This window comes from Acidovorax sp. 59 (assembly GCF_002754175.1).
Classification (GTDB): Bacteria; Pseudomonadota; Gammaproteobacteria; order Burkholderiales; family Burkholderiaceae_C; genus Acidovorax; species Acidovorax delafieldii.
In genome coordinates, this window is the sequence record NZ_PEET01000001.1 from 3,605,713 (window position 1) to 3,617,824 (window position 12,112).

A 12,112-nucleotide genomic window follows, 5' to 3' on the forward strand; every position below is an offset into this window, starting at 1 on the left:
TTTGAAAATATGCGCTTACAGCTATCAATTTGGTAGTAATCAACCTCAAGACGGTCCTGCGGCTGTCCGTCTTGCCGCAGCACCTGCCGGTGTGGTCGACCGCTTGTGCAGTCGTTGCCAGAACCGCCAGCCCAGCAGCGCGCCGAGGATGCCGGCGTAGACCGCCACTTCGCCAAAGTTGTTCTTGCCAGCACGCATCCAGAAAAAATGCAGCACCGCCAACCCGGCCACCGCATAGACGGTGCGGTGCAGCGCCTGCCAGCGCTTGCCGCCCAGGGCCTTGATCGCGCGGTTGAACGACGTCGCAGCCAACAGGGCCAGCAACACCAGGGCCAATGTGCCCACCAGGATGAATGGCCGCTTGGCTATGTCGTGCAGGATGTCCGGGATGTCGAAACCCATGTCGAACCAGCTGTAGCTCAGCAGGTGCAGCACGCCGTAAAAGAACACAAACAAACCCAGCATGCGCCGAAACCGCGCCAGTTGCGGGGTGGCGGTGATGACGCGCAGTGGAGTGATCGCCAGCACCAGGCAAAGCGCCCGCAGCGTCCAGTCACCAGTGGCGCGGATCAACGCCTCTGCAGGGTTGGCGCCCAGCTGGTTCGCCACCGTGGCATAGACCAGCCACGCCAGCGGCAACAGGCACAACACAAACACCACCGGCTTGGCGGCGGGGTGGAGCAATAGTTTTCGCATTGCGATTCAAGAACCACCGTGGCCTCGCACACCGCCCAAGACGGTAGCGAGGCCCAGGCGGTCAGTAGAACTTCTTGAGGTCCATGCCCGCGTAGAGTTGGCCAACCTGGGCTTCGTAGCCGTTGAACATCAACGTCTTGCGCTTCTTGGCAAACAAGCCGTCTTCACCAATACGCCGCTCGGTCGCCTGGCTCCAGCGGGGATGGTCCACATTGGGGTTCACGTTGGAATAGAACCCGTACTCCTGCTGGGCCGCCTTGTTCCACGCAGTGCCTGGTTCCTTTTCGACAAAGCGGATCTTCACAATGCTCTTGGCGCTCTTGAAGCCGTACTTCCATGGCACCACCAGACGCACCGGTGCACCGTTCTGGTTGGGCAGCACCTCGCCGTACATGCCAAAGGCCAGCAAGGTCAGAGGGTGCATGGCTTCGTCCATGCGCAGGCCTTCCACGTAAGGCCAGTCCAGCACGCGCGAGCCGACGAATGGCATCGTGGCCTTGTCGGCCAGGGTCACGAACTCGACGTACTTGGCGCTGCCCTGGGGCTCCACCCGCTTGATCAGCTCGGCCAGCGAGTACCCCACCCACGGGATGACCATGGACCAGCCTTCCACACATCGCAAGCGGTAGATGCGTTCTTCCTGCGCGCTGAGCCTGATCAGGTCTTCAATGCCGTATTTGCCGGGCTTCTTGACCAGGCCCTCGACCTCCACCGTCCACGGACTGGTCTTGAGGGTGTGCGCATTGCGGGCGGGGTCGGCCTTGTCGGTGCCAAATTCGTAGAAGTTGTTGTAGGTGCTCGCGTCCTTGTAGTCCGTGAGCTTCTCCATGGAAACCGCACCTGCCACCGCCGACTTGGCGCCCGCCAGAGGCGCCAGCTTGCCGGGACGCGTGACCGCCACCTGCTGCGCCAGGGCCTCACGGCCCGCCCAGGCCGCCATTGCCGCACCTGCGGCGCCACCCGCCATCAGCTTGAGCATCTGGCGGCGGTCTTCATAGACCGAGCGGGGGGTGATTTCAGAGGAGTGTGGGTGGTGAAAACCCGAATCGCGCGAGGGGATCAGCATGGTGGCTCCGGTCATGTGGGGTGAGACAGCTGCAGCGGTAGAGCAGAACAACTGTTAGTTCGTTCCCTGGACCGCTCAGGTTACACCGAAGACGCAATAGTTGTTGCGCGCCACCGAATGCCCGACATGCCTGCCGCGCCTGCCAACAATCTCGCGGGGAGTCGTTAGCAGGCCTTGAATCATCACAGCGTGCCGTAGCTGTGCAGGCCGCTCAGGAACATATTGACGCCCAGGAACGCGAACGTTGTCACCGCCAGGCCAACCAGCGCCCACCAGGCGGACACGGTACCGCGCAAGCCCTTCATGAGCCGCATGTGCAGCCACGCGGCGTAGTTGAGCCAGACGATCAGGGCCCAGGTTTCCTTGGGGTCCCAGCTCCAGTAGCCGCCCCAGGCCTCGGCGGCCCACAGCGCACCCAGCACCGTAGCGATGGTGAAGAACGCAAAGCCCACCGCAATGGACTTGTACATCACGTCATCCAGAATCTCGAACGAAGGCAGACGCGCCGCGATGCGCTTGCGCCCCAGCAGGATGCCCGCAACGATCAGCGCAGAAATGCCGAAGTACACCATCCAGTAGCTGCCGCCATTCTCCGTCGCCCCCTGGCGGAACACGATGGGCTCGAAACACAGCACCACGCCCAGCAGCCACAGCGGCGCCAGCTTGTACCAACGGGTTTCGGTAGCCTGCTGCTTGATCAGGTAGGCAAACGCCACCATGGCCGACAGCGCAAACGTGCCGTAACCGATGAAGTTGGCGGGCACATGCAGCTTCATCCACCAGCTCTTGAGCGCAGGGACCAGCGGCTGGATCTCATGCGCTTCGCGCACCACGGTGTACCAGAGCAGGAAGCCCACCGCCGCGCTCACCACCAGCATCACGAAGCCGCCCAGGGCGCGCGTGTCGTACTGCTGCTCGTAGTACAGATAGAACGCGGCCGTCATCCAGCAGAACAGCACGAACACTTCGTAGAGGTTACTCACCGGGATGTGGCCGATGTCCGGGCCGATCAGGTAACTTTCGTACCAGCGCACCAGGGTGCCAATGAGCGCCATGGCCACCGCCACCCACGCAATGCGCGAGCCCAGCATGCTCATGGTCTTGCCTTCGCCACGTGCAAACATCCCCACCCAGTAAAACGCCGTGCTGATGAAAAACAGCATGCTCATCCACAGGATGGCCGACTGGCTGGACAGGAAATACTTGAGGCCGAACACCGTGTCGGCCCGCGCCAGGCTGCCTGCCCCATCTTGCTGGTACAGGCCAATGGCCATGAGCGCCACGGCCGCCACCACCAGCATCAGAACGCGCAGCGGGCGCCAGAACCAGCCCAGCCAGATGGTGCTCGGAATGGCGCCCAGCAAAATGCCTTTTTCGTAGACATCCATGAAGGCCCCGTAGCGCTGCAGCGCATACAACGCCCCCACGGCCACGATGGCGGCAAACAGCCAGTCAAACCAGTTGCGGCGAGCGAAGAACCCCTCGTTCAGGGTGATCGTGGTGACGGTCGAGGAAGAAGTCGCGGTGTTCATGCGGTGCCTTCGCGGGGCGATGCCCCGATCAGTTTCTGTGCGAGCTGGACAAACTCCTGGTCGCCATCCATGGTCTTGCGGTTGGTGGACAGGGCCATGGTGGCGTGGGTGCGGCCATCCTGCGGCGCCACCCAGACCCACACGCGCCGCTCGCGCACGTAGAGCATGGCAAAAACGCCCAGGATCAGCAAGGCGCAGCCCAGATAGACAACATTCTTGCCAGGGGCTCGCGCCACCTGGAACACGCTGGCCTGGACCTGGGTGAAGTCCTTGAGTTCAAACGCCAGGGGTGCAGGGTAGATCTGCGCATCGCTGAGCGAGAGCACGGCCTGTGTCATGAAACCCCGGGTCTGCTCGTCCTGCGGCAATGGCGGAAGCCCCTCGCGCTGGCGCGACAGCTGGGCCAGCTCGAACAACGTGCCATTCAGAATGCGCACCAGGACCTCGCCTGCGCGCGCGCGCTCGGCCTCGGGCACATTGGCTTCCATGAAGTCCGACACGGCCTGCAGCCCGCCCGTGGGCTTGCCATCGACCATGCCCCGCCCCGCAAAAAGCGCCAGCGCACGCACGGCCGACTGCTGCAATTGCTCGGCCAGCTCCGGGCGCGAGGCATCCATGGCCTGAGACACATAGCGGCGCACCGCCTGCTCCCGGGCTTGCGGATCGGCCAGGGCAGCTTTCATGCGCATGAAGCCATCCATGCTGCCCTTGTCGTCGGCTGGCACACGCAGGTAGCGGAAGGGCTCTGCAGGAGACTCGCGCACACCGAGCAGGAACACCGGCACGCCGTCGCCCGTGTCCACCGGCAGCATGTAGTTATGGAACTCGCGGGCCTGGCCAGCCGCATCACGCAGCTTGTAGCTCACGCTGGGGCCCACATTGCGCAGTTCTTTTTTGGTGACGGTCTTGTTGGCGGCCCCCAGGCGCGACTCCACCGATTCGCGCAGGTCCACCTTGCGCACGTCTGCACCGCTGGCGCCAGGGCCAGCCCCACCAAAATTCTCGACGTTGATGGTGCGCAGCGCCGTGAACTCCAGCGTCAGCGTGTCGCTACCGGAGCCGCCGCCCTTGTTGGTGAGCTGGGTGGAGTTGCCCACCACACCCTCGACGTCGAATGCCTTGGCGCCCGCCACCATGGGCACGGCACGCAGCTTGAGGTGCGAGCCGCCGTCGTCAAAACTCGACTGGTAAATCTCGATGCCCTTGTAGCTGGCCGGGTGGTTCACCTCGACGCGCGCGGGTGTCTTCTCGCCCGTGGCCTTGTCGTGGATGATGATCTCGCTGGCGAACAGCTTGGGCATGCCGGTGGAGTAGTGCTCCACGATGAACTTCTTGAGCTCGATCGCAAACGGCAGGTCCTGCAGCAACACGCCGTCGGACTGGCTCAGGATGGCGGTGCTCGACTGTGTGCCCTCGGCCACGAGCAGGTTGCCCCGGAAGGTGGGGTTGCGCTCGGACAGTCGGTGCTCGGGCTTCACATCGGCGATCAGCCCGCCCCCGGTGTAGACCGACTTGCCGCCCAGCAGCATCTGCGCACGCACGATGAGGTCGCCATCCAGCAGGCCGCCCACACACACCAGCACGATGGCGCTGTGCGCTGCGATGTAGCCAATCTTGTTGGCGGCGCCCGCCTTGGCCGCCACCATCCAGCCGGTGCCTGGACCTGCGGCTGTGTCGCGCTGCTGCAGGCGCACCTTCCACCCGCCACCTGCCAGAAGTGTGCCAATGCGGCGTGCCTCGGCCTCGGCCGATTCGGGCAGATCGGCCTGTGCCTTGTGGTGGAACGCCTTGAGGCTCTGCTCGCGGATGTTTTCCTTGTAGGCCTTGAGGTCCACCAGGATCTTGGGCGTGTTGCGGGCAATGCACAGCGAGGTGCTGATCACCAGGAACGCCAGGATCAGCAGAAACCACCAGGCGCTGTACACCGCGTTGAGCTGGATGGCGCCGAACAACTCGGCCCAGAACGGACCGAACTGGTTGACGTAGTTGGCCGCCGGTTCGTGCTGCTTGAGCACCGTGCCGATGACCGAGGCGATGCAGATCACCGTCAGCAGCGAGATGGCAAAGCGCATGGAAGACAGCAGCTCGACCCCGGCGCGCAGGGCCTGGGAGCCGGACTTCATGCGAAGGCCCTGGGTGTTGTCGGACATGGGTGGGAGCGGTGTCTGCGAAGCGCGAAAGAAAAAGGGCGGGACCATCGCTGCGATGGACCCGCCCTTTTTGGGGTTGTTATTGGCGGTAGGTTCCGTGCCGCCCGGTCAATCAGGCCGGGTCATGACAAATATCAAGCAATCAATCAGCGCAGGCCGGCGATGTAGTCCGCCACGGCCTTGATTTCCTTGTCATTGAGCTTGGCAGCCACCTGGGTCATCTGGATGCTGTTGGCACGCGAGCCGTCGCGGAACATGTTCAGCTGCGACACCGTGTAGTCTGCGTGCTGGCCCGACAGGCGGGGGTACTGCGCAGGGATGCCAGCGCCATTGGGGCTGTGGCAGCCAGCGCAAGCGGCGATCTGGCGGTCGGCAATGCCGCCACGGTAGATGCGTTCACCCATGGCCACCAGGTCCTTGTCCTTGGCAAAGCCGGCCTTGGCGGGCTTGGACGTGAGCCAGTAGGCGATGTTGCGCATGTCGTCATCCGACAGGGCCGTGGCAAAACCCTTCATGATGGCGTTGTTGCGCTTGCCGGACTTGAATTCCTGCAGTTGCTTGACCAGGTATTCGGGGTGTTGCTGCGACAGCTTGGGGTTGGCCGCAATGGCCGAGTTGCCGTCTGCGCCGTGGCAGGCCGCACACACCGCAGTGAAGCTGGCCTCGCCCTTGACGAGATCCGGCTTGGCCGCTTTGGGTGCATCACCCGCTGCAAAGGCCGAAAAAACAGGTGCTGCCAGTGCGGCAGCCGTCAGCAATGAGGCGAGCAACTTCATATCGAGGGTGTGTGTTTATGTGCGCAAAACCTCGCGATTCTACAATGATGGTTCTTTCTCTCCCAACTCCCCATGACGACACCCCCCTCTGCGCCAGTTGCTGGCTCTCTCCCGCCCGCACCTGACGCCAAAATCGCCATGGGCTGGATGCACACCGCCAGGTTCCTGACCACCGCGGCGCAACTGCACCACCTGCCGCCCATCGACGTGCCCGAAATCGCTTTCGTGGGCCGTTCCAACGCGGGCAAATCCACCTGCATCAACACCCTCACCCAGCAAAAGCAGCTGGCATTTGCCTCCAAGAAGCCGGGGCGTACCCAGCACATCAATTTGTTCTCGCTGGGCAAACAAGGGGTGATGGACGCCGTGCTGGCCGACCTGCCCGGCTATGGGTATGCCGCCGTATCGCGCTCGGACAAGGTGCGCTGGCAGCAGGTGATGGTGAATTACCTGGTCAGCCGCCCCGGCCTCACGGGCATCGTGCTGTTGTGCGACCCCCGCCTGGGCCTGACCGAGCTGGACGAGGCGCTGCTCGAAGTGGTGCGCCCCCGGGTCGAGGAAGGCCTCAAGTTCCTCATCGTGCTGACCAAGGCCGACAAGCTCACGCGCGCCGAACAGGCCAAGGTGCTGTCGATTACGCGACTGCACGCGGGTGGCGGCGAGGTGAAGATGTTCTCGGCCCTCAAAAAGCAAGGGGTGGAGGAAGTGGCCCAGCTGCTGTGGCAGTGGGCGCACCCGGTGAAGCCCCTCGCCGAAGAGCCCCCTGCGGCTGCTGACAGCGTCAGCCCCACCCAGCCGTCATCCACCGGCGAATCCGAGTCCAACTAGCTGCAAGCGCAATGGTTTCATGCGCTGGCAGCTACAGAATGCATAGCACCATGATCCAAGATTGCCTTGTTGACCTCCCCCACGGAATCACCCTGCACTGCCGAGTGAGCGGCATCCCCGGGCGCCCGGTGCTGCTGTTCCTGCACGGGTTCCCTGAGGGGGCCTTCATCTGGGACGAACTCCTGCTGCACTTTGCCCGCCCCGAAAACGGCGGCTACCGCTGCGTGGCGCCCTACCTGCGGGGGTTTGGCCCGTCCAGCAGCCCTCAGGCGGTGGACGCGTACCGCGCCAAGCACCTGGTGCAGGACCTGGTGGCACTGATCGCCCACGAATGCCCCGGCAGCGCGCTGGAATGCCTGATTGCGCATGACTGGGGCGGAGCCGTGGCGTGGAACCTGGCCAACCAGCAGCCCCAGCTGATGAAGCGCCTGGCCATCATCAACTCGCCCCACCCCGGCGCATTTGTGCGCGAGCTGTCGCACAACGCTGCGCAGCAGGCGGGCAGCCAGTACATGCATTTCTTATGCAGGCCTGATGCCGAGGCCCTGCTGGCCGAAGACGACTTCCGCCGCCTGTTTGCCTTTTTCAACGCCCCGGACGGCGGCGCCCCCGCATGGCTGACCGACGAGGTGCGCGCCCAGTACCGGGCCTTGTGGCAGCAGGGCCTGCAGGGTGCCTGCAACTACTACCGGGCCAGCCCCATCCGCCCGCCGCGCGAGGGCGACCCCGGCGCCCAGGCCATCACCCTGCCCGAGTCGATGTTGACGGTGGACGTGCCCACGCTGGTGCTCTGGGGCATGGACGACCCGGCCCTGCTGCCTGGCCTGCTCGACGGCCTGCCCGGCTGGATTCCCCGGCTGCAGGTGCAGCAGGTGGAGCAGGCATCGCACTGGGTCGTGCACGAGCACCCCGAGCGCGTGGCCATGGAACTGCAGCGTTTTTTGCTATCTGAAAAATAGCTATCAGCGCATGATGCACTAGCGCTTCAAGCCATTTTTGCTGATATTTCAGCGTGAATACACCGAGGGCTCGCCCTCCGGGCGGGTCTTGAAGCGCTTGTGCACCCAGTAGTACTGCTCGGGCATGGTGTCGATCACGGCCTGCAGCTCGCGGTTCATACGGGCCGTGTCGGCCTCAGCGTCGTCGGTGGGGTAGTTGGCCCAAGCGGGCGAAACCTCGGCCACGTACCCGGTGGGCGTCATGCGCGAATACACCCCCACCACCTTGGCGCGACCCAGTCGCGCAAACCGCGACAGCGACGGAATGGTGGCTGCCGTCACGCCATAGAACGGCACAAACACCGAATCATTGCGGCCGTAGTCCATGTCGGGCAGCAGGTACAGCAAGCCACCCTTGCGCAGGTTGGCGATGATGGGTTTGACGCCGTCCGAACGGTTGAGCATGCGCACATCGCCAAAACGCTGGCGCCCGGCCATGAACCAGGCATCCACCGCCGGATCAGGGTGGGTGGCAAAGATGGACGTGAACGCACGGCCACTGCGCAGAGGCAAGGCCAGGCCACCCGCGTCCATGCCGTAGAAATGCGGCGCAAACAAGATGGTGGGCGTGTCGCCCTCCAGCTCGTGCACCGCTCCGGTCAAACGCACACGCTGCTCCACCACCGAACGCGGCGCGGCCCACAGCCAACTGCGGTCCAGCCAGGTCTGGCAGAACGCGACAAAGCTGGCCCGCGCCACGGCGCGGCGGCGCGCTTCGGTCCAGTCAGGAAAACACAGCGCCAGATTGCGCAACGCCACCCTGCGGCGGGGCGCCACCAGCACAAAGGCCGCCTGCCCCAGCAGCCAGCCCATGCCGCGCAACACCGGCAGCGGCAGCAGCGCCAGCACCCGCATGAACCACACACCCAAACGCCCCGTGAGGCCCTTCATGCGGCGCCTCCCGCGGCAGGTTCTGCCGGAGCCGCCTCGCCACGCGGCTGCTTGTAGCGGCCATAGCCCCACAGATATTGCTCGGGGCATTGGCGAATGAGGTGTTCCATGGCTTGGTTGATTTGCAGCACGGCCTGGTCCATCTGGTCGGACAGCGGCTGGGGCAAGGGTTCGAAATGCGTGACATATCCACGGCCCCATGGCAGACGCTCGCAACGCGCCAGCACCACGGTCGCGCCGGTCTGTTGCGCCAGGCGCACGGCCAGGGTCATGGTGTAAGCGTCGCGCCCAAAAAAAGGTGCCCACTGGCCCTGCCCCTCGGGCGGCACCTGGTCAGGCAGCAGGCCCACGGCCTCGCCCCGGCGCAGGGCCTTGATCATCTGGCGAACACCCGCCAGCGTGGTGGGCACGGCCAGCATGCCGGGGCGGTTGCGTGCGGTCTCCATCACCTTGGCCAGCCAGGCCTGGCGTGCCGGGCGGTACAACACCGTGATGGGGCCACGCTCCGCGCTCCAGCGGCGTGCAGCGGCCTGTGCCGACAGTTCAAAACACCCCTGGTGCGGGGTCAGAAAAACAATACCGCGACCGGCTGCATAGGCCTGCTCCACACAGGCTTCGCCCGTGAGTGCGCAGGGCATGGTCGCGCCCATCCAAAGGCGTGGCAGCTCGGCCACCATGCGGCCCGCATGGGCCACGGCGGCGCGCACATCGCCAAACGCATAGCCCGCCAGCGCCGAGTTGGAGATAAACCGGCGCCGGTAGGTGGGAGACGCCACAAACGCCACCCAGCCCATGGCCGCGCCCATGATGTGCAGCAACCACAGTGGAAATACGGAAAAGAATCGGAAGACGACTGGCATTAAAATGGGTGGGTCGCTGAGTTAAATGAGCAACTTGCAGGGCGACGTTAAAAAAATCTGCTAAAGCGTTCGCCAGATCTCCTTCGGGGTGAGGGCAACGCCCCAAATGCCGGAACACAGGAGTTTATTCAAATGGCGAACGACTTTCTCTTTACCTCGGAATCCGTCTCCGAAGGCCACCCCGATAAGGTGGCCGACCAGATCTCGGACGCGATTCTCGATGCAATCTTCAAGCAAGACCCCCGCAGCCGCGTCGCCGCTGAAACGCTGACCAACACGGGCCTCGTGGTGCTGGCGGGCGAGATCACCACCAACGCGCATGTGGACTACATCCAGGTGGCGCGCGACACCATCAAACGCATCGGCTACGACAACACCGACTACGGCATCGACTACAAGGGTTGCGCCGTGCTCGTGGCGTACGACAAGCAGTCCAACGACATCGCCCAGGGCGTGGACCACGCGTCCGACGACCACCTGAACACCGGCGCTGGCGACCAGGGCCTGATGTTCGGCTACGCTTGCGACGAAACGCCCGAGCTGATGCCCGCGCCCATCTACTACGCGCACCGCCTCGTCGAGCGCCAGGCCCAGCTGCGCAAGGACGGTCGCCTGCCCTTCCTGCGCCCTGACGCCAAGTCGCAAGTGACGATGCGCTATGTGGACGGCAAGCCCCACAGCATCGACACCGTGGTGCTCTCCACCCAGCACCACCCCGACCAGAGCGAAACGCAAACCAAGATGAAGGCCTCGTTCACCGAAGCCATCATTGAAGAGATCATCAAGCCTGTGCTGCCCAAGGAATGGCTGCAGAACACCCGCTACCTGATCAACCCCACCGGCCGCTTCGTCATCGGCGGCCCGCAAGGCGACTGCGGCCTGACGGGCCGCAAGATCATCGTGGACACCTACGGTGGTGCCTGCCCCCACGGCGGCGGCGCATTCAGCGGCAAGGATCCAACGAAGGTGGACCGCTCGGCCGCCTACGCCGCCCGCTACGTGGCCAAGAACATCGTGGCCGCCGGCCTGGCGCGCCAGTGCCAGATCCAGGTGGCCTACGCCATTGGCGTGGCCGAGCCCATGAACATCACGGTGTACACGGAAGGCACGGGCGTGGTGTCGGACGAGCGTCTTGCAGCGCTGGTGCGTGAGCATTTCGACCTGCGCCCGAAGGGCATCATCCAGATGCTGGACCTGCTGCGCCCGATCTATGAGAAGACCGCAGCCTACGGCCACTTCGGCCGCGAAGAACCCGAGTTCAGCTGGGAGAAGACCGATAAAGCTGCTGCGCTGCGCGCTGCAGCCGGGCTGTAAAGCCCGCCGCGCGATAGCGCGGTTTTCGGTCTTCGGGCGCAGTTCATATCGCGGCAGCGATGTGAACGGAGACCAAAAGAATAGCTGTGCAGTCACAAGGCCCAAGCCGCAACGCTCCGCGTTGCGGCTTTTCTTTTGACGCTTCACCACTGCCCGCCAGCGGCCCTCTCCTACACCCACCGCCCGCCCGCACTGACGGCGCTGCCGACGGCCCCTCGGTATCGTTCCTGCACACCCTTTCGCAGCCCCGCGCTGCCTGAACATCCACTGCAAGGAGCGACCACCATGCTGAAGTACGCCATCATTTTTGCCCTGATCTCCCTGGTCGCCGGTGCCCTGGGATTCAGCGGAGTCGCCGCAGGCGCGGCGGGCATCGCCAAGGTGCTGTTTGTGCTGTTCCTGGTGATTGCCGTGGTGTTTGTGGTGCTGGCCGTCATCGGCGTGGGTGCCGCGCGCAAGGTACTCAAGTAGCCCACCGCACCTTTGTCACAGCTCCACATTCCCCACACAGCCGCACCATGACCGACACCACCAATATCTTTGAAGCCCTGCGCGAGAGCCACGAACGCCAACGAGCGCTGTACACCGCACTCACCGACACCAGCGGAGACACCCCCGAGCGGCGCGAGCTGTTTGACCAGCTTAAGCAGGAACTGACGGCCCATGAACGGGCTGAGGAACGGCATTTTTATATTCCGCTGATGGCGCACGACGCGGGCATCGACCTGTCCCGCCACGCCATTTCAGAGCACCACCAGCTCGATGAACTACTGGAGTCGCTGGAAGAGGCCGACCCGGCGAGCCCAAGCTGGCTGCCGCTGGCCAAGAAACTGGCGGAGAAGGTGGAGCACCACCTCAAGGAAGAAGAACACCGCTTCTTCCAGATGGCCGGCAAGCTGCTGACGGAGAAGCAAAAAACCGCGCTGGCGGCGGACTACCGGGCTGACTATGAGGAGGCCAAGGCCGCCATGGCCTGAGCGTGCCGGGCTCTGCCCGGAGAC

The 12,112-nt window shown here is 64.1% G+C and carries 12 protein-coding genes; 5 read left to right on the forward strand and 7 right to left on the reverse strand.

What is annotated here, in order from left to right; translation table 11 throughout:
• Nucleotides 1-45: 45 nt before the first annotated feature.
• From CLU87_RS16465 to CLU87_RS16485, 5 genes are all read right to left on the reverse strand, one after another.
• Nucleotides 46-696, reverse strand: a complete 651-nt coding sequence (locus tag CLU87_RS16465) for a sulfite oxidase heme-binding subunit YedZ (protein ID WP_099731129.1) — start codon at nucleotides 694-696, stop codon at nucleotides 46-48.
• Between the two features lie 61 nt (nucleotides 697-757).
• Nucleotides 758-1,762: a protein-methionine-sulfoxide reductase catalytic subunit MsrP gene (msrP, locus tag CLU87_RS16470; protein WP_099732214.1), complete on the reverse strand. Its 1,005-nt coding sequence runs from the start codon at nucleotides 1,760-1,762 to the stop codon at nucleotides 758-760.
• A 182-nt stretch (nucleotides 1,763-1,944) separates the two neighbouring features.
• Nucleotides 1,945-3,294 carry a c-type cytochrome biogenesis protein CcsB gene (ccsB, locus tag CLU87_RS16475; protein ID WP_056060142.1) on the reverse strand — a complete coding sequence of 450 codons (1,350 nt, stop codon included), beginning with the start codon at nucleotides 3,292-3,294 and terminating at the stop codon, nucleotides 1,945-1,947.
• Nucleotides 3,291-5,444: a cytochrome c biogenesis protein ResB gene (locus CLU87_RS16480; protein ID WP_056060139.1), complete on the reverse strand. Its 2,154-nt coding sequence runs from the start codon at nucleotides 5,442-5,444 to the stop codon at nucleotides 3,291-3,293. Before CLU87_RS16480 ends, ccsB begins: the two co-directional genes overlap by 4 nt.
• Nucleotides 5,445-5,590: 146 nt before the next feature.
• Nucleotides 5,591-6,220: a cytochrome c gene (locus CLU87_RS16485; protein WP_015012649.1), complete on the reverse strand. Its 630-nt coding sequence runs from the start codon at nucleotides 6,218-6,220 to the stop codon at nucleotides 5,591-5,593.
• Nucleotides 6,221-6,292: 72 nt separating this feature from the next.
• Between CLU87_RS16485 and yihA the strand changes: the two genes are divergently transcribed.
• Nucleotides 6,293-7,048 (forward strand): ribosome biogenesis GTP-binding protein YihA/YsxC, encoded by a 756-nt coding sequence (gene yihA / locus CLU87_RS16490; protein WP_099731130.1) that lies wholly within the window; start codon nucleotides 6,293-6,295, stop codon nucleotides 7,046-7,048.
• Between the two features lie 50 nt (nucleotides 7,049-7,098).
• Nucleotides 7,099-8,007, forward strand: a complete 909-nt coding sequence (locus CLU87_RS16495; protein ID WP_099731131.1) for an alpha/beta fold hydrolase — start codon at nucleotides 7,099-7,101, stop codon at nucleotides 8,005-8,007.
• Between the two features lie 48 nt (nucleotides 8,008-8,055).
• Here CLU87_RS16495 and CLU87_RS16500 read toward each other — a convergent pair whose 3' ends face one another.
• Nucleotides 8,056-8,937: a lysophospholipid acyltransferase family protein gene (locus CLU87_RS16500; RefSeq protein ID WP_056060133.1), complete on the reverse strand. Its 882-nt coding sequence runs from the start codon at nucleotides 8,935-8,937 to the stop codon at nucleotides 8,056-8,058.
• Complete coding sequence (locus CLU87_RS16505; protein ID WP_099731132.1) at nucleotides 8,934-9,797, reverse strand: lysophospholipid acyltransferase family protein; 864 nt, start codon at nucleotides 9,795-9,797, stop codon at nucleotides 8,934-8,936. The genes CLU87_RS16500 and CLU87_RS16505 overlap by 4 nt, the downstream gene beginning before the upstream one ends.
• A gap of 132 nt (nucleotides 9,798-9,929) precedes the next feature.
• On the opposite strand from CLU87_RS16505, the gene metK reads away from it, so the two are divergent.
• The 3 genes from metK to CLU87_RS16520 all read left to right on the forward strand — a co-directional run bounded on the left by metK (nucleotide 9,930) and on the right by CLU87_RS16520 (nucleotide 12,088).
• Nucleotides 9,930-11,111: a methionine adenosyltransferase gene (metK, locus tag CLU87_RS16510; RefSeq protein ID WP_056060126.1), complete on the forward strand. Its 1,182-nt coding sequence runs from the start codon at nucleotides 9,930-9,932 to the stop codon at nucleotides 11,109-11,111.
• Between the two features lie 285 nt (nucleotides 11,112-11,396).
• Nucleotides 11,397-11,582 (forward strand): DUF1328 domain-containing protein, encoded by a 186-nt coding sequence (locus tag CLU87_RS16515; RefSeq protein ID WP_055399302.1) that lies wholly within the window; start codon nucleotides 11,397-11,399, stop codon nucleotides 11,580-11,582.
• 47 nt (nucleotides 11,583-11,629) lie between these two features.
• Complete coding sequence (locus CLU87_RS16520) at nucleotides 11,630-12,088, forward strand: hemerythrin domain-containing protein (RefSeq protein ID WP_099731133.1); 459 nt, start codon at nucleotides 11,630-11,632, stop codon at nucleotides 12,086-12,088.
• Nucleotides 12,089-12,112 lie beyond the last annotated feature (24 nt).